Origin of the sequence: Paenibacillus sanfengchensis (assembly GCF_036864765.1) — a bacterium.
GTDB classification, from domain to species: Bacteria; Bacillota; Bacilli; order Paenibacillales; family Paenibacillaceae; genus Fontibacillus; species Fontibacillus sanfengchensis.
The window spans coordinates 245827-262256 of record NZ_JBAGJC010000005.1 but is presented as its reverse complement, the minus strand read 5'-3'; the positions used below and the strand labels follow the sequence as shown (position 1 = coordinate 262256).

Below are 16430 nucleotides of genomic sequence, written 5' to 3'. Positions count from 1 at the left end.
GAAGGACTTTCGATGTTTCTAGGGAGGAGGGAGCCAGGAATGACGAATGATCAACATACTGAACTAGAAACGGAACTAACTCTCGACCAGGTGAAAGACCGTCTGATCGAACAAGGAAAAAAGAGGTCTTCGTTAACGTACAAAGAAATCATGGAGAAGCTCTCACCCTTCGAACAGGATCCGGAGCAAATGGACGAGTTTTTTGAACATTTGGCGGACTTGGGCATCGACATTACCGGCGACAGCGACGAGGAGTTAACCAACCGGAATCATGATGAGGAAGGTCGGGATTCAGGCAGGGACGAATTCGGTTTTGAAGATGACCTGACCTTGCCTCCCGGCATAAAAATCAATGATCCGGTCCGGATGTATCTAAAGGAAATCGGCAGGGTTCCCTTGCTTACCGGGGACGATGAACTGGAGTTGGCCAAGCGCATCGAGAACGGCGATGAAGAGGCCAAGCGGCGTCTGGCCGAGGCGAATCTGCGTCTCGTCGTCAGTATTGCCAAACGCTATGTGGGCCGGGGGATGTTGTTCCTCGACCTGATTCAGGAAGGAAACATGGGTCTGATTAAAGCCGTAGAGAAATTCGACTACAGAAAGGGCTTCAAGTTCAGTACCTATGCTACCTGGTGGATACGCCAGGCTATTACCCGGGCTATCGCCGACCAGGCAAGAACGATACGTATTCCGGTTCATATGGTGGAGACCATTAACAAATTGATCCGTGTATCCAGACAGCTGCTGCAGGAGCTCGGACGGGAACCGACGCCGGAAGAAATCGCCGCCGAGATGGAACTCAGCGTAGAGAAAGTACGGGAAATAATGAAGATCGCCCAAGAGCCGGTTTCGCTGGAAACACCGATCGGGGAAGAGGACGATTCCCATTTGGGCGACTTTATTGAAGACCAGGAAGCCTTGGCGCCGGCGGATGCCGCCGCATACGAGCTTCTGAAGGAGCAATTGGAGGATGTTCTTGACACGCTGACCGAACGGGAAGAGAACGTACTTCGCCTGCGTTTCGGATTGGACGACGGACGAACGAGAACGCTGGAGGAAGTGGGCAAAGTATTCGGCGTTACACGGGAAAGAATTCGCCAAATCGAAGCCAAAGCGCTCCGCAAATTGCGCCATCCAAGCCGCAGCAAACGGCTGAAGGATTTTCTCGAATAAGCGTGGAACCGACCTTCTGCAGCAAGCAGCAAGGTCTTTTTTTTCGCTGACGGGGCGCGTTCTGAACTTCGGGAATTATTTCCTTCTTTATGATTTATTGTTATTTATTTTAGCTCTTTTCCGGTGCCATTGCAAATTAAGAAAGGCGGCGGACCGGAGCTGCTGGATCAGAATATAGGGTAAAAAAGGATGTGAAGGCTTTTACATGAAACTTTCGGCCAGACTACAACAAATCGCCGACCGGCTCCCAGCAGGCTGCAGGATGGCGGATATCGGCTCGGATCATGCGTTGCTGCCCGTTTACGCCGTGCAAAACGGTATCGCTGCGTTCGCCGTAGCCGGGGAGGTCAATGAGGGTCCGCTGGAAGCGGCCAAGCGGCAGGTTGCCGAGGCCGGGGAAAGCAGCCGCATCTCGGTAAGGAAAGGTGACGGCTTGGCCGTGATCGCGCCGGGCGAGGTCGATTGCGTTACGATCGCCGGGATGGGCGGAGCCTTAATCGCTGCGATATTGACGCAGGGACGGGAAAAGTTGACCGGAGTGACGCGCTTGGTGCTCCAGCCCAACGTGGGGGAGGAACTCGTTCGGCGGTGGCTGGTGGAGAACGGTTGGTACTTGACTGATGAAGCCATTTTGGAGGAAGACGGAAAGATCTATGAAATTCTTACGGCGGAACGCGCTGCGGATGCTGACGAGTTGAATAAGGCTTTGTATCAGGAACGACGCATTCCCGGCTGCTCCGTATCGCTCTCACAGGAACTTCAACTGCTGATGGGCCCGCGGTTGACAATGGCTCCAACGGAAGTGTGGGTGGCCAAGTGGCGTTCGGAAATCGCGAAGCTGGATAGGATACGCCAGTCCGTCGCCGCCTCCACACAAGAGACTGCGCGCGGGAAGGAAGCGGAATTGACAAGCCGGATTTATCAGCTTAAGGAGGTGTTGGCATGCTTGCCGAAGGTCAAACCGTAATTCAGATCATGGAGCAGCTTGCTCCCAAACATGTCGCCATGGAGGGCGATAAAATCGGACTGCAGCTCGGAAGTCTGCAAAAGGAGATCACCGGCGTGCTTACCGCGCTCGACGTGAATGAAGCGGTGGTGGATGAAGCGATTCGGCTAGGGGCCAATCTGATCATCGCCCATCATGCGATCATTTACCGTCCGCTCGCCAATCTGCAAAGCGACACACCGATGGGGAAAGTCTACGAGAAGCTTATTAAGAACGACATCGCCGTCTACGTAGCCCATACCAATCTGGATGTTACCGAGGGCGGAATGAACGACTGGATGGCGGAAGCGCTAGGGATCCGAAGCAGCGGCCCTTTGGAGGACATTCATACCGACCATCTGTACAAGCTCGTCGTTTTCGTGCCGAAGGATCACCATGAACGGGTACTGGATGCCGTACTTAACGCCGGAGCGGGAGCGATCGGCAATTACAGCCACTGCAGCTTCAACATCGAAGGTTACGGTACGTTCATTCCCGGCGAGGGGACCGATCCGTTTATCGGCCAGCAGGGGAAAATGGAGAGAGCGGAGGAGATCCGCCTTGAAACCGTAGTGCCGCAAAGCATCCGGAACAAAGTCATCCAAGCCATGCTGAAAAGCCATCCCTATGAAGAGGTGGCTTACGACTTGTACCCGATGGATCTCAAAGGCCGAACCTTTGGACTGGGGAGAGTCGGCCCGCTGGATACGACCGTTACTTTGGAGCAATTTGTACAGCGGGTGAAGGAGAGGCTGCATGTTCCTAAGGTTCGCGTAGTGGGCGATTTGAACCGTCAGATCAAAAAAGCGGCGGTGCTTGGCGGCTCGGGGGGCCGTTATTGGAAGGCGGCGATGTTCCGGGGAGCGGATGTGCTCGTCACGGGGGATATCGATTATCATACGGCTCAGGATGCGGAGATGGCCGGTATGACGCTGATCGACCCCGGTCACAATGCGGAGAAAATCATGAAGTCCAAGGTTGCCTCCTGGCTGAAGGAGAAACTTGCGGAACAAAAGTACAGTACGGCCGTGCATGCCTCCGAAATCCAAACGGAGCCGTTTATTTTCCTGTAATTCCTGCAGTTTCATACTTGTGATTCCTCTTCAATCCCTGTATACTATCAAGTGTTGCCTTCGAAAGTTTGACAGACAATCGCCGGCGGCTTTAAGCCGCGGGAGGAAAGTCCGGGCTCCATAGGGCAGGGTGCTGGATAACGTCCAGTCGGCGCGAGCCGAAGGATAGTGCCACAGAAACGGACCGCCGATGGCCGCTGCAAAGCGTGCACAGGCAAGGATGGAACCGAGGTGTAAGAGACCCCGAGGAACGCTGGTGACTTCGTTCCTGGTAAACCCCACCTGGAGCAAGACCTAATGGGACGCAGCTTCTTCGCGAAGCAGCCTTAGCCCGAGGCGCGTCCGGGTTGGTCGCTGGAGCCGCCCAGTAATGTGCGGCCTAGATAGATGATTGTCGCTCAACGCGGGAGGGTAGTTCCCGTTTTACCGCAAAGAGTACAGAACCCGGCTTACGGCAAACTTTCATCACTGCAACCTTGTTTTTTACTTCTATAACTGTACAGAGAGGCTGTCCCGAGCGCGTATGCTCAGGACAGCCTCTTTTTTTTGTTACTTGCCTTCCTTGAAAATCTTGTCGACCTTGCGCTGCATCGACTGGGGCCAGAACTGAAGGGGAGCGTCGTTTCCGCCTCCCGCAGCCTCCAACGCCGCAAACACGTCGATTTGTCCGTAACCGAAGTATTTATCGTGTCCGGCGTCGCCAAGGTCAATGACATTGCTGCGGATAATATCCATCACCTCGGTGTTCTTCAGATCCGGGTTAATCGAACGGATCAAAGCCGCCAGTGCCGAAACATGGGGACTGGCCATGGAGGTGCCGGACAAAGCCGCGTATTGGTTGCCGGGATACGTGCTTGCAATGCTTTCGCCCGGGGCCATTACATCCACGTAATCTCCGTAGTTGGAGAAGGAGGCGCGCTGCTGTTGAAAATCGGTCGCAGAGACGGACAGCACTTCGGGATAGGCGGCCGGGTAACCCGGACGCTCCGTGTTGTCATTCCCCGTGGCCGCGATCAGCACGACATCCCGGTCAAAGGCATATTTGATCGCTTCGTGCAGAAACTGAGAGTCGGCATAATTGCCCAGGCTCATATTGATCACCTTGGCTCCGTGATCCGTGGCCCAAATAATCCCTTGCGCCACGGAATAGGTGGTACCGGAACCCGTGCTGTCCAAAGCTTTGACCGGGAGGATTTTACCGCCCCACATCATTCCGGCAATGCCTTCGTTATTATTCACGTTGGCCGAGATGATTCCCGCCACGTGCGTGCCATGTCCGACATCATCCGAAGGCGCTTCTTCCGGTGCAACGACGTTATAGCCTTGCAGCAATCGCCCTTGAAGGTCGGGATGATCCAGGTCCACGCCGGTATCGACTACCGCGACGATCACATCATCGCTGCCTTTGGACAGCGTCCATCCCCGATTGGTTTCAATGATGGGAAGGTTCCATTGATATTCCGAAAACAGCAAATCGTTGGGAATCTCGGGGTGCTGCTCATCCGCAAGGCCGGTCTCATTTTCATTGGTGAGGTACAGGTAATGAGGTTCCATGTAATTCGGCTTCCAATTCTTTTGAAAATAGTCGTGGAGCTGCTGCATATTCATCGTCTCTGACCGGAAGATATAGGTCCGTCCGATGGTTCGTGCCGGTTTGCACCGGAGATCGGATTGCATTTTCGTAAGCTCCCGGGCGGAAGGCGTCTGCCCGAATGTCACGACAATTTCATTCTCATAATAATGACTGGCTTTTTCGTTGTCATGGCCGGTTTTTACGGTTATATCCCGTAAGGTGTCCGCATGGGCAGATTCGATTTTGTACTTTCCTTCTTTCGGATACGGGATCAGGCGCAGGTTTTTGTTCTGATGTTCTTGTACGCGCCGTAAAATCCCCGTATCCATCACTGCAATGATCCCTTCTCCGGTTTGTCCGGAAGGCTCGGCGAGGACGAAATACTTAGGGTTACCGCTTGGAAAGGCGGGGGATTCATAAGCCCGGCCTTTTTGCAGCGCTTTGCGGGCAAAGCCCAGATATCCGTTCAACTGCTTGAAATCTTGTTGTTCCGGACGGAAGGATTTGCCGCGGATTTCTTGTTCCTGTTCCCCGGACCGCCACCTTAGAGAGAGGAACTGCAAATGGTCTTGTTGCAGATTCCGGGCTGTTCGCAAACGCTCTGCCTGTGACGCGGCCGGCCATTGGCCCGCCATACTTTTGAGATGCCGTTTCGCATCCAGTCTCGCCAGTTTTTCCGTTGCCTTCATATCCCGATGCAGCATCGTTTTCTTCAGCTTTTGCTCCTGAGCCGCCTCGACCCGAGCTCCCTTTCCGGGGTTGGGGGGAACAGGAGGGGCCGTGTCCGGAACCAGGTTGTACAGGGCAACGGCCCCAACTCCCGCCAGAGCCAGTGCGGCCCATCTCTGCCATTTCATCAGAAGTTCCTCCTTACAGGCATTATCGTGTTATGCATAGAATGAGGTAATACCGGGCGTTTTATTCCCTCGTTCATACCTGAGGATACCGCTTTCACCGATTTTATGGTACGATGGACCCGGGGACAAACTATAAGGCGCCGAAACCTGACGGCTCAGGGGAGAGGGAGTATGGGAACCATGTCACAAACCAGTATCCAGCAACTATGTGCGAGTGCGAAAGAACGATTGAAATTGGCAATCGGCCAAATGGAAACCTTCCTTAACCATACGACGTTGCCACAGCTGGCGGAAGGCCAGGATGAAGAGACCGCTCATTTTTATCGGGGATTCATGGCCGATCTGCGGCATTTACTCGTTTTCTCAGAGGTGTGGCAGGAAAAGTTGGGAATTATACTGCGGCGGGGAACATTTGATGCGGAATCCGCCGAAAAAACGCTTTATCATGTTTATCACGATTGCGTAAACGCCTTTTTTTACCCGAAAAATGAAAGCTATTCCGAAGACGGGCGATATGCCTATACCGGTAAAGACGCGATTCGGTTCCGTAAGAAACCGGTGCGCGCGGCCCGGGACATTATTTTGGACATTTCCAAAGTGTACGAGGAACTGCGGGATGAATTAACTTATTATGAAAGCGATTATCTGACACAGCTCCGGATGCGGAGCAAATAACGGTTAAGCCATTTCCAAGATGCCGGTCAGGCATCTTTTTTTGTTGCATGAATTTGACAAAACGGGAGGCGCATAGGCCAACCGGGGACCGGGGACAATGATCTGTGAGGTGATCAAAATGCCAAACGGGGATAAACCCATTGTTAAATGTAGTGTGTCCAATTGCTCTTACTGGGGAGAACAAAACGTTTGTAAGGCGGACTTAATTATGATCGATATCGACAAGCACGCCGATGCCCGTTACAATGCCGAGTTTGCCGGTGAGTCCTTCGACACCGATCATCGGGACGAAGCTGCATCGTCCTCAGCGACTTGCTGTCACACGTTTAAGCCAAAATCATCCTAAGGGCTACCTAATTTCAGGAGGTGCTGTGATGACTGATCGAATCAAGGGGAAAACGAAATACCCGGAGTCTTCCAAAAAGCGTGTGGATTATCCCAGAAAAACGCATAAGGAAGAGTATGCCGCCGAAGTCGCGCCCATAAGAACCGTCGCCAATCGAGAGACTTTATCGGAGCGGACGGAAGCGGGGGGCGTTAGAGCCGCAGACCGGAACCAAGCCCAAACGGCAGGTGCCGGGAGAACCGTCGGATATGTGGGCGTTGGGCTCGGGATCGCATCCCTTTTCATGTGGTCCATTATTTTGGGGCCGCTGGCTGCCGTGATGGGCTTTTACGCTTACAGCCAGGGAAATAAAACCTCGGGCGCCTGGGCCATCGGCCTAGGTATCGTCGCCACGTTAAGCTATTTCGTCCTTATTCCGTTTACCCGCTAATTTCCGTAAAACTCCGTTTTCAGGCTGACGTCGAAAGACGCCGGCCTTTTATCGATTCGAGTTATTTTTGCAAATTCCGATAAAATGGGTGGTCAAGTTTCCGGTTCCCGTGTAAAATATAGGAATAATACCTTTTGAGCGTAGAAGAGGAGTTTTATTTACATGCAAATCGATCCGCGAACCATGGGACAGTTAATTCAGCTTCAAACGAGAAGCGAGTTGGATTTACAAGGGAATTCGGAAAAGGGAAACACGGTGGACAGCCAGGGCTCCTTGTTTGATATATTGCTGAAAGAGATGATGATGGCAGAGGGAGAATCTTCGTCAATGAATGATGCGGCTGACTCCTTGACCGCCACCGCTTTGGCCTATGGGGACAGTTACGATGGCATGCTGTGGCAGACGCTGCCGGCAGGCGGAGATCAGGCTGTGGAGGCGACCGTGCAGCCTTCCGAGTCGGCACCGGTATCCTTTACGGGTAAACCCCCGCGGCTTGGCGGGGATTTGGACGAATTGATCGCCATGGCCAGCCGGAAATACGGCGTGTCCGAAAGCTTGATCAAAGCGGTGATTGAAACGGAATCCTCCTTTAATCCGGAAGCCGTATCGTCCGCGGGGGCCAAAGGGCTGATGCAGCTGATGGATGGAACCGCCGCCGGGCTAGGGGTCAGCAATCCTTTTGATCCGGCCCAGAACATCGATGGGGGAACGCGGTACCTGGCCAACCAACTCAAACGTTTTGGCGGGAACGAGAATACGGCGCTGGCCGCATACAACGCAGGTCCGGGAAGACTGCAAAGATTGGGGATTTCCAATGACGCGGAGTTGATGGAGAAGCTGCACCTGCTGCCGCGGGAAACGCAGAACTATATCGGCAAAATCGCGGCCGCCCGCTCAAAGTACGAAGTTAGAGGCTGATTGGGGAAACTGGATAGTCGCAGCACCCGCTTTTTATTAGCGGGTTTCTCTAAGGAAGATCAGAAGGAAGAACGCCTGAACGGAGAGCGCGTTTTTCCTTTTGGTCTTTTTAACATGGGACATTCTTCAGGGGGGATATACATGAAATATTTCGATTACGCGGCAACGACACCTCCCTATGAGGAGGTCGTCCGAACGATCACCGAGGTGATGTCCGCCCACTACGGGAATCCATCCTCTTTGCACCGTTACGGCGAAGAAAGCGCCCGCTTGTTGCGGAAGGCGAGAGAGGTTTGCGCGGAAGCTTTGGGAGTCCAAGCCGGAGAGATCGTTTTTACCTCCGGGGCTACCGAAAGCAACAACATGGCGATTAAAGGCGCCGCCCTGCAGTGGATGAGCCGGGGGAAACATTTGATCACGACAAAGACGGAGCATCCTTCCGTGTTTGAATCCTTCAAACAGCTGGAACGCCAGGGCTGGGAGGTAACCTATCTGGAAGTCGACGCGGCGGGAAGAATCACAGGGGAGCAAGTGGCGAAAGCTGTTAAGACGGACACGGTTCTGGTTTCCGTGATGCATGTCAATAATGAAACGGGGTGCGTGCAGCCGGTGGCTGAAATCGGCAGCATGCTGAAAAAGAAGTATCCCCGGGTACTGTTTCATGTGGACGGTGTTCAGGGATTCGGAAAGGCCGCGTTGTCCCTCAAGGGGAGCGGCATTGATTTATATAGTCTGTCAGCGCATAAAATAAGAGGGCCGAAAGGAATCGGGCTTCTTTATGTCCGTGATGGTGTAACGCTTTTTCCTCTATTGACGGGGGGAGGGCAGGAAGGGGAGCTTCGTCCGGGGACGGAGAACATCCCTTATATCGTCGGGATGGCCAAGGCGATTCGAATGACGAAGGCTGCGGAACCGGCGGTTTCGCAAAGGTTGGAGCGGCTCAAGGCGATGCTAATGGAAGGAATTTCGCGGCTGCCCGAGCTTAAGATGAATTCGATTCCGGAAGGAGCGCCGCACATCGTGCATTTTTCCCACCCCGGCATGAAAGCGGAGGCCTTGCTGCATATGCTGGAAGAGGAGGGTTTTCTCGTGTCCACCAAATCCGCATGCTCGTCGAGGAAAGCCGAGCCCAGCCGCGTTCTTCAGGCTATGGGGAAATCGCCGGACATCTGCCACTCGGGCATTCGCATCAGTCTGGGCGATGAGCATACCGAGCAGGATATTCAGGACTTGCTTGTCGCACTGAACAAAGCGGTAGCCCGAGTCCGACACTTAAAGGGAGAGAACATAACATGATCGCATACGATATGCTGCTGCTCCGTTTTGGAGAAATCACACTCAAGGGAAAAAACCGCACGCGCTTTGAAAAGGCGGCGTTGATGCATATAAAAACTTTGCTTCGCCCATATCCCGCGGTGGAGATTTTAAGGGAGTTCGGCCGGATTTATGTCCGGTTAAACGGGGAGCCCGCGATGGAGATTGCCGAAGCGCTGAAACAGGTATTTGGCGTGAACTCCATCAGCCCGGTTAAAATCGCACCTCTCCGGCTGGAGGAGATCGTTGCGGTGGCCAAGGATTTTGTACAGGAACTTCCTTCCGACCGTTCCATTCCCTTCAAGGTGAATGCCCGGCGGGTCTGGAAGGAGTTCCCTTACGGGTCTCAGGAAATGAACCGATTGATCGGAGGGCCGGTGCTTCAGTCCTCCCCGCAACTCAAGGTGGATGTCCACCACCCGGAAGTGGAGCTGCGCGTGGAGGTTCGGGAGCAGGGAGCTTATATCTTTTCCGAAGTCATTCCAGGGGCGGGCGGCTTTCCGTTGGGGACGAACGGCAAGGCGATGCTGCTGCTCTCCGGGGGAATTGACAGTCCGGTCGCGGGGTGGTCCGCGATGCGCCGCGGTCTTGAAATCGAGTGCGTGCATTTTCACAGCTACCCGTTTACGAGCAAGAGGGCCGAGGAGAAGGTGATCGAGCTGGCCAAGGTGCTGTCCCGCTATGCCGGCCAGGTCAGGCTGCATCTCGTCCCGTTCACGGAGATTCAAACGACGCTGGCCCGAACCGGGCAGGAGAATTTGATCATCACGCTGATGCGGAGATCCATGCTCCGCATCGCCACCAAGCTTGCCGAGCAAAGTGGTGCGCTTGCCCTTGTGACCGGCGACAGTCTGGGACAAGTGGCCAGCCAAACATTGCCCAGCATGAATGTCATCGGGCGGGCTACCGATCTACCGCTGCTTCGTCCTCTCGTTATGAATGACAAGGAAGAGATTATTCAAACCGCGAAAAAAATCGGTACGTACGACCTGTCGATTTTGCCCTATGAGGATTGCTGCACTTTATTTGTGCCGAAATCCCCCTCCACGAATCCGAACCTTCGGATTGTGGAAAAGATTGAGGCCGGGTTAACGGAACTCGCCGAGCAGGTGGAAGCTGCCGTAAACGGTACGGAAACGCTGGTCATCCGTCCGCATGAAGAGGTCAAGCGGAAGTCCGGCCAAGAAGAGACGGCGGCTATTCCCGAAAAATGGTTTTAAAAAAATCGCTCCCGAAGGCCACCTTGATTTGGCTTTCGGGAGCGATTTTCTTTTTTTGCACAGCTTTTTATCGGGTTGCCGGGTGCGACTTGGCCTTCTTCTCTTCGTTGCGTTGTTTCTGTTTCTGTTTCTTGAGATAGCCAGCCAATAGAACCCCCGCCACGACCAGGGCAATGAACAGGTAGCGAATGACAGGGTTGTCCTCAAAGAAGTGCAGGAAATGCGGCTCTTCGGTAATCATATGGGATGCGGTGTAAGCCAGAACGCCGGCGCCAACATAAGCGATCCACGGAAATAAGGTCAACAGCTTGATAAACAGGGTGCTTCCCCAAATGACAATCGGAACGCTGATCAGCAGGCCGATCACCACGAGAATCATATGCTGCCCGGATGCCCCGGCGACGGCAATTACGTTATCGAGTCCCATCGCCGCGTCGGCGATAACGATCGTGCGGACAGCGGGCCAAAGCGAATCCTTGGCTTCGATGGAATCGTGGTCACCTTCATCGGAGAGCACTTTATACGCGATGAAGACGAGCATGAGGCCGCCCACCGCCAAGAGCCACGGAATGCGCAGGAGCCATACCACGACCAGCGTAGCCAGGATACGAAGTAAAACGGCACCGCCGGTACCGTATAAAATCGCCTTCTTCTGAACGCTTTGCGGAAGCTTTCGGGCCGCCATCCCGATGACGATTGCGTTGTCCCCGGCCAGGATCAAATCGATAAAAATGATGTTGACCAGAGCGAGAAAAAATGCTGGACTGAATAATTCCACTTGAAGGTCACTTCCTCTACAAACGTATATACGAATTATTTAACCAAAAGGATTCATTTGTCCAGATTTTTATTACCGACAAAAGAAAAAGCATAGCTTGCCCCCTCGGGACATACATGTTTTAAAGGGGGGATACGTGTGGAACAATTGCTTCTGCTTTCCGAGATTTTGATTATCAATCTGGTGCTCAGCGGGGACAACGCCCTGGTCATCGCCATGGCCAGCAAAGACCTGCCCCACAACCAACGCAAACAGGCGGTCTGGTGGGGAGCCCTCGGCGCGGTGCTGCTGCGCTGCCTGTTGACCTGGATTGCAGTTATCATATTACAAATACCTTTCATCCAGGCGGCCGGAGGACTGATGCTTGCCGGCATCGCCTTTAAGCTTCTTATGCCGCATGGGGAGGATACCCGGGTGAAAGAAGCGCGCACCTTGTGGAGGGCGGTTCAAACGATTCTGGCCGCCGACTTTATAATGAGCCTGGACAATGTCCTTGCGATTGCGGCGTTGGCCAACGGTGATCTGGCTATTCTAGTGATCGGCATCGGCATCAGCATTCCGATCGTGGTATGGGGAAGCAATCTCATTGCGGAATGGCTGCAGCGACTGCCGATTTTGACCTATGCCGGAGCGGGAATTTTGGGATACACGGCAGGGGAAATGCTCCTCAATGATCCAAAGCTGGGAGGCCTTCTTGAGACGATCGTCCCGACTCTGTCCCACCTGCTGCCTTTTGTTCTGGCCGCGCTCGTTATTATGTTCGGCTGGGCTCATAAATATAATGCCAATCGCGGGTAATTGCAACCCCGTTGTACAAACGGAAATCCTTGCAAAAAATCATTCTTCCGCCAGGGCGGCAGAGTGGTTTTTTTTGCTTTGTTCGTGATAAACTGGAATGAGAAGGAAATGTCGTAATTTGCTGCGGCCTGTCCTTCATTGTCATCTGGAAGGTGTGTGATGGGATGTCCGATAACAACAAGCTCACGACGGGAATTTTGATTTTGGCCGCAGGTATCGTCATCCTGCTGGGAAAGCTCGGGGTATTCAGCTTTTTGGGCAAGGCGCTCTGGCCTTTGATTCTGCTGGTTCCGGGGATTATTTTTCACCTCTGGCATTTTTGGCGGAAAGGACCTTCCGAGCTGTTATTGCCGGGGGGCATTCTGGTCGTCTACAGTATTCTGTTCTTCATAGCGAATTTCTGGGGCTGGCATACGTTTAAGTATACCTGGCCGGGGCTGATCCTCGGCATCGCGGTGGGGCTTTATGAATATGAGTATTTCTCGAAGATGCGCCAGAGCGGCGTTCTGCTCGCGGCCGTCATTTTAGCGGGTGTTTCGGTTATCTGCTTCGGATTTACGTTGTTTTCCCTGGCGCTAATATATGTGGTGGCCATCGTCTTGATCGCGATCGGAATTTGGTTGATTGCGGCCCGCGGCAAAACCCGGCGCAACTGGTGATGGCGGAGAGAAGTTCTTGAAATTTTCACGATTTTGCGTATAATATAGGGGATATGTCCAAGCGTCGGTGATGTGAATTATCCGACGCTTGTTTTGTGGTGAATCAAGCTGATCCAAGCTTTAGGAAATAAGTAAACAGAGATGAAAGGATTTGGAGAAAACCCATGCATGAAAGAAAAAACATTCGCAATATTGCGATTATTGCCCACGTCGACCACGGCAAAACGACTCTGGTCGACAAGCTCCTCCAGCAATCCGGAATTTACCGGGAGAACGAAGCCGTTCAAGAACGCGCGATGGACTCGAATGATCTGGAACGGGAACGCGGGATTACGATTCTGGCGAAGAACACCGCCATTACGTATAAAGACTATTTGATCAACATTGTGGACACCCCGGGACACGCCGATTTCGGCGGCGAGGTGGAACGGATCATGAAAATGGTCGACGGCGTTCTGCTCGTAGTCGATGCCTACGAAGGCTGTATGCCGCAAACGAAGTTCGTGCTTCGCAAAGCGCTGGAGCATCAGTTGACACCGATTGTGGTCGTCAACAAAATCGACCGTCCGGCCGCTCGTCCGGCTGAAGTCATCGACGAAGTTCTCGATTTGTTCATCGAACTCGAAGCTAACGATGAGCAGTTGGAATTCCCGGTCGTTTATGCGTCCGCTCTCAACGGAACCTCCAGTCTGGATCCGGAGAAGCAGGACGAGAATATGCTTGCTTTATATGAGACGATTGTCGATCATATCCCGGCGCCGACCGAGAAAGTGGACCAACCGCTGCAGTTCCTGGTAACGCTGATGGATTACAACGAATATTTGGGCCGGATCGCCATCGGCCGCGTCAATCGCGGGATTATCCGTCAAGGTCAGAGCGTGGTGGTAATGACGCGCGATGGCGGCAAGAAGACGGCGAGAATCGAAAAGCTGTTCGGCTTCCAGGGTTTGAAACGGGTGGAGACCGAAGAAGCGGGTGCCGGCGATATCGTGGCGATCGCGGGAATCAAGGACATCAACATCGGGGAAACGATCGCCGATCCGAATCAGCCGGAAGCCTTGCCGGTTTTGAAAATCGATGAGCCTACCCTGCAGATGACCTTTCTCGTGAACAACAGTCCGTTTGCGGGACGCGAAGGCAAATGGGTCACCTCGCGGAAACTGCGCGAGCGTCTGTTTAAAGAACTGGAGACTGACGTTTCGCTGCGTGTCGACGAAACGGACAGCCCGGACGCGTTCATCGTATCCGGCCGCGGCGAGCTGCATCTTGGCATTCTGATCGAGAATATGCGCCGGGAAGGCTATGAGCTCCAAGTTTCCAAGCCGGAGGTTATTGTCAAGGAAATCGACGGCGTCAAAATGGAGCCGATTGAGCGCCTGCTGATCGATGTGCCGGAGGAAAGCATGGGCGCCGTCATGGAAAGCCTGGGCTCCCGAAAAGCGGAGATGGTCAATATGATCAACACGGGGACGGGACAAGTTCGGCTTGAGTTCCTGATTCCGGCCCGCGGTCTGATCGGATACACTACGCATTTCCTGACTTTGACCCGCGGCTATGGCGTGATGAACCATGCGTTCGACAGCTATGGGCCGCTTGTGGGCGGACAGGTCGGCGGACGCCATGAAGGCGTTCTGGTTTCCAGCGAAAACGGCGTTTCCACTCTCTACGGCATTCTTTCGATTGAGGACCGGGGCACGTTGTTTGTGGAACCGGGGACGGAGATTTATGAAGGGATGATCGTCGGCGAGCATAACCGCGATAACGACATCGTCGTCAATATTTGCAAAGAGAAGCAATTGACCAACGTCCGCTCGGCGACCAAAGACGAAACGGTGAAAATGAAAACCCCGCGGCTCTTCTCGCTGGAGCAGGCGCTGGAATATTTGAACGATGACGAATATTGCGAAGTTACGCCGAAATCGGTCAGACTTCGCAAGAAGATTCTGAACAAGAGCGAACGCGAGCGTGCGGAGAAGCACCGCAAAAATGCGGATGCCAATATTTGATCTTCCCTAATAGGTAATTCATGAATGTAACCATGAAGGAGGGACCCGTCTTGCAAGCTTGGTTTGCGCAAAATCCGGTCATTTCGTATCTGTTAATTTTTGCCCTGGTGATTTTCGTGTACAACAAAGTGTTTCGCACGGGGCAGAAGCTTCCCCTACTTAAGGAGATCTTTCTGTACGTGCTGATGGCGATAGGGTCTTTCCTTTTGCTGATTTTTCAGATCGACAAACTGCCGATTATTCAATGTCTCCTTGTCGCCGTCGTTCTGATGCTGATGGTGCGGATCCGCTACTTTGTGGAAGGACGCCGCAAACGGAAGCAGGAAGCGGCCTCGGCCACCGCGTCGGCGCAAGGCACGGCAGCGAACAAACAAGAGTAGCCGTAAACAGACGTAACTTTTGCTGAATGAGCAAAAGTCCTTATTTACACGACTATTTTACTTGAAATCAGGTGTGATAATTCATGAGTTCTGATCGCAGCGGGTTGCCTCCACGGGGGCAGAGCCAAAAGAGCACATCCAAAAGTACAAAACCGAGGAAAAAGAAAAAGTCGGGCGGCAAAACGTTCTTGAAAGTGCTGCTCAGCCTGATGATCTTTGCCGTTGTTGGGGTGGGGGCTTACGCCGGTTATCTGTATCTGACCGTAGACAAAGTTATAGACGATACCGGAACCTCCGGCAAAGTGGCCCCGGAAAGATCCGCCAAAGTCAAGCCGCTTACGATGCTGCTGCTCGGTACGGACTACCGTAAACAGACAGGAACGCATTTGAGCGATGTCATGATGGTGGTGGCGATGAATCCGAAGACGAAATCGGCCACAGTAGTTTCGCTGCCGCGGGATACACTCCTTGAATTGGACGGCTACCGGCCGAACAAGTTGAACGCCTATTACCCGAATTTCCTGGCTGCTGAGAAGAAGTCGGGCATCCCTGCGGAGCAGGAGATGCAGACGATGATCGGCAAGTACTTCGATTTGCCGATTGATTATGTGACTGTGCTGAATTTCCAGGGTTTCCGCGATGTGGTTGACGCGCTCGGGGGAGTCGATGTCAATGTTGACGCCAATATGTGCTACCGTGACAGTGCCGACGGCACCGACATTAACTTGAAAGAAGGGCCGCAGCACTTGAACGGCGAAGATGCGCTTGGGTTTGTCCGGTACCGCAAATCGAATTGCAGGCCGAGAACGAAAGCTTCCGATGACTTCGACCGGAACCGGCGGCAAAACGAAGTGCTTCACGCATTGATCGACCAGGCCAAGTCGCTGAACGGCGTGCTTGGAGCCGGCAAGGTGATCGAATCCGTCGGCAAGAATATGGAGACCGATCTGGAATCCGAGCAAATGAAGAACTTGATCGCCACTTATTGGAATATTTCAAAAGAAAACGTGGATTTTGTCCCGGTCACGGGACGGTGGAAGAGCCCCTATGTTTATTTAAGCGAGGAAGAGTTTGATAAGGCGAAACTGGCGCTGAAGGACGAGCTGGCCGGAACGAAGCCGGCGGGGGCCGCGGAAGAGAAATCCGAAGATGTACAAGCGGGCGAGTAACGATTGAATGCAAGTTTTCGGCAATGATATAATACAATTGATATAAGTAATTTGTATTACAGGAGGGCTGGCGCTT

The 16430-nt window shown here is 53.3% G+C and carries 16 protein-coding genes and 1 other RNA gene; 15 read left to right on the top strand and 2 right to left on the bottom strand.

The genetic code is table 11. The features are described 5' to 3' along the window. Positions 1-39: 39 nt before the first annotated feature. The 4 genes from rpoD (at position 40) to rnpB (ending at position 3698) form a co-directional block, all read left to right on the top strand. Positions 40-1173: an RNA polymerase sigma factor RpoD gene (gene rpoD, locus V4U84_RS13135; RefSeq protein WP_334071938.1), complete on the top strand. Its 1134-nt coding sequence runs from the start codon at positions 40-42 to the stop codon at positions 1171-1173. 205 nt (positions 1174-1378) lie between these two features. Continuing rightward, positions 1379-2140: a tRNA (adenine(22)-N(1))-methyltransferase gene (locus V4U84_RS13130; protein ID WP_334071937.1), complete on the top strand. Its 762-nt coding sequence runs from the start codon at positions 1379-1381 to the stop codon at positions 2138-2140. Further along, positions 2116-3231: a Nif3-like dinuclear metal center hexameric protein gene (locus V4U84_RS13125; protein ID WP_334071936.1), complete on the top strand. Its 1116-nt coding sequence runs from the start codon at positions 2116-2118 to the stop codon at positions 3229-3231. Before V4U84_RS13130 ends, V4U84_RS13125 begins: the two co-directional genes overlap by 25 nt. A gap of 63 nt (positions 3232-3294) precedes the next feature. Next, an RNA gene (gene rnpB / locus V4U84_RS13120) (RNase P RNA component class A) lies at positions 3295-3698 on the top strand. An 82-nt stretch (positions 3699-3780) separates the two neighbouring features. On the opposite strand, the gene V4U84_RS13115 is transcribed toward rnpB, so the two are convergent. Beyond that, complete coding sequence (locus V4U84_RS13115) at positions 3781-5661, bottom strand: S8 family peptidase (RefSeq protein WP_334071934.1); 1881 nt, start codon at positions 5659-5661, stop codon at positions 3781-3783. 180 nt (positions 5662-5841) lie between these two features. Here V4U84_RS13115 and V4U84_RS13110 point away from each other — a divergent pair, with 180 nt between their 5' ends. The 6 genes from V4U84_RS13110 (at position 5842) to thiI (ending at position 10564) form a co-directional block, all read left to right on the top strand. Further along, positions 5842-6336, top strand: coding sequence for a YpuI family protein (locus V4U84_RS13110; protein ID WP_334071933.1), 495 nt, complete (start codon positions 5842-5844; stop codon positions 6334-6336). A gap of 97 nt (positions 6337-6433) precedes the next feature. Continuing rightward, entirely contained in the window at positions 6434-6682 is a 249-nt protein-coding gene (locus tag V4U84_RS13105; protein ID WP_334071932.1) for a DUF1540 domain-containing protein, read from the top strand. A gap of 28 nt (positions 6683-6710) precedes the next feature. Continuing rightward, positions 6711-7112 carry a hypothetical protein gene (locus V4U84_RS13100; RefSeq protein WP_334071931.1) on the top strand — a complete coding sequence of 134 codons (402 nt, stop codon included), beginning with the start codon at positions 6711-6713 and terminating at the stop codon, positions 7110-7112. 162 nt (positions 7113-7274) lie between these two features. Further along, on the top strand, positions 7275-8030 hold the full coding sequence (locus tag V4U84_RS13095; RefSeq protein WP_334071930.1) for a lytic transglycosylase domain-containing protein: 756 nt from the start codon (positions 7275-7277) through the stop codon (positions 8028-8030). 141 nt (positions 8031-8171) lie between these two features. Next, positions 8172-9326 carry a cysteine desulfurase family protein gene (locus V4U84_RS13090; RefSeq protein ID WP_334071929.1) on the top strand — a complete coding sequence of 385 codons (1155 nt, stop codon included), beginning with the start codon at positions 8172-8174 and terminating at the stop codon, positions 9324-9326. Beyond that, on the top strand, positions 9326-10564 hold the full coding sequence (thiI, locus tag V4U84_RS13085) for a tRNA uracil 4-sulfurtransferase ThiI (protein WP_334072073.1): 1239 nt from the start codon (positions 9326-9328) through the stop codon (positions 10562-10564). The genes V4U84_RS13090 and thiI overlap by 1 nt, the downstream gene beginning before the upstream one ends. Before the next feature lie 67 nt (positions 10565-10631). Here thiI and V4U84_RS13080 read toward each other — a convergent pair whose 3' ends face one another. After that, entirely contained in the window at positions 10632-11342 is a 711-nt protein-coding gene (locus tag V4U84_RS13080; protein WP_334071928.1) for a TerC family protein, read from the bottom strand. Between the two features lie 138 nt (positions 11343-11480). Here V4U84_RS13080 and V4U84_RS13075 point away from each other — a divergent pair, with 138 nt between their 5' ends. The 5 genes from V4U84_RS13075 (at position 11481) to V4U84_RS13055 (ending at position 16354) form a co-directional block, all read left to right on the top strand. Beyond that, complete coding sequence (locus tag V4U84_RS13075; protein WP_334071927.1) at positions 11481-12140, top strand: TerC family protein; 660 nt, start codon at positions 11481-11483, stop codon at positions 12138-12140. A gap of 164 nt (positions 12141-12304) precedes the next feature. Then, entirely contained in the window at positions 12305-12799 is a 495-nt protein-coding gene (locus V4U84_RS13070) for a hypothetical protein (protein ID WP_334071926.1), read from the top strand. A 164-nt stretch (positions 12800-12963) separates the two neighbouring features. After that, on the top strand, positions 12964-14805 hold the full coding sequence (typA, locus tag V4U84_RS13065; protein WP_334071925.1) for a translational GTPase TypA: 1842 nt from the start codon (positions 12964-12966) through the stop codon (positions 14803-14805). A gap of 50 nt (positions 14806-14855) precedes the next feature. Further along, entirely contained in the window at positions 14856-15185 is a 330-nt protein-coding gene (locus tag V4U84_RS13060) for a YlaH-like family protein (RefSeq protein ID WP_334071924.1), read from the top strand. A gap of 83 nt (positions 15186-15268) precedes the next feature. Further along, positions 15269-16354 (top strand): LCP family protein, encoded by a 1086-nt coding sequence (locus V4U84_RS13055; RefSeq protein WP_334071923.1) that lies wholly within the window; start codon positions 15269-15271, stop codon positions 16352-16354. The last annotated feature ends 76 nt before the right edge of the window (positions 16355-16430 follow it).

What these genes read in the sequence shown, in the direction of transcription:
- V4U84_RS13115 (WP_334071934.1), bottom strand. Translation starts at nt 5,661, where the DNA reads ATGAAATGGCAGAGATGGGCCGCACTGGCTCTGGCGGGAGTTGGGGCC.
- V4U84_RS13090 (WP_334071929.1), top strand. Translation starts at nt 8,172, where the DNA reads ATGAAATATTTCGATTACGCGGCAACGACACCTCCCTATGAGGAGGTC.
- typA (WP_334071925.1), top strand. Translation starts at nt 12,964, where the DNA reads ATGCATGAAAGAAAAAACATTCGCAATATTGCGATTATTGCCCACGTC.
- rpoD (WP_334071938.1), top strand. Translation starts at nt 40, where the DNA reads ATGACGAATGATCAACATACTGAACTAGAAACGGAACTAACTCTCGAC.
- V4U84_RS13100 (WP_334071931.1), top strand. Translation starts at nt 6,711, where the DNA reads ATGACTGATCGAATCAAGGGGAAAACGAAATACCCGGAGTCTTCCAAA.
- V4U84_RS13105 (WP_334071932.1), top strand. Translation starts at nt 6,434, where the DNA reads ATGATCTGTGAGGTGATCAAAATGCCAAACGGGGATAAACCCATTGTT.
- V4U84_RS13095 (WP_334071930.1), top strand. Translation starts at nt 7,275, where the DNA reads ATGCAAATCGATCCGCGAACCATGGGACAGTTAATTCAGCTTCAAACG.
- V4U84_RS13125 (WP_334071936.1), top strand. Translation starts at nt 2,116, where the DNA reads ATGCTTGCCGAAGGTCAAACCGTAATTCAGATCATGGAGCAGCTTGCT.
- V4U84_RS13130 (WP_334071937.1), top strand. Translation starts at nt 1,379, where the DNA reads ATGAAACTTTCGGCCAGACTACAACAAATCGCCGACCGGCTCCCAGCA.
- V4U84_RS13110 (WP_334071933.1), top strand. Translation starts at nt 5,842, where the DNA reads ATGTCACAAACCAGTATCCAGCAACTATGTGCGAGTGCGAAAGAACGA.
- V4U84_RS13055 (WP_334071923.1), top strand. Translation starts at nt 15,269, where the DNA reads ATGAGTTCTGATCGCAGCGGGTTGCCTCCACGGGGGCAGAGCCAAAAG.
- V4U84_RS13070 (WP_334071926.1), top strand. Translation starts at nt 12,305, where the DNA reads ATGTCCGATAACAACAAGCTCACGACGGGAATTTTGATTTTGGCCGCA.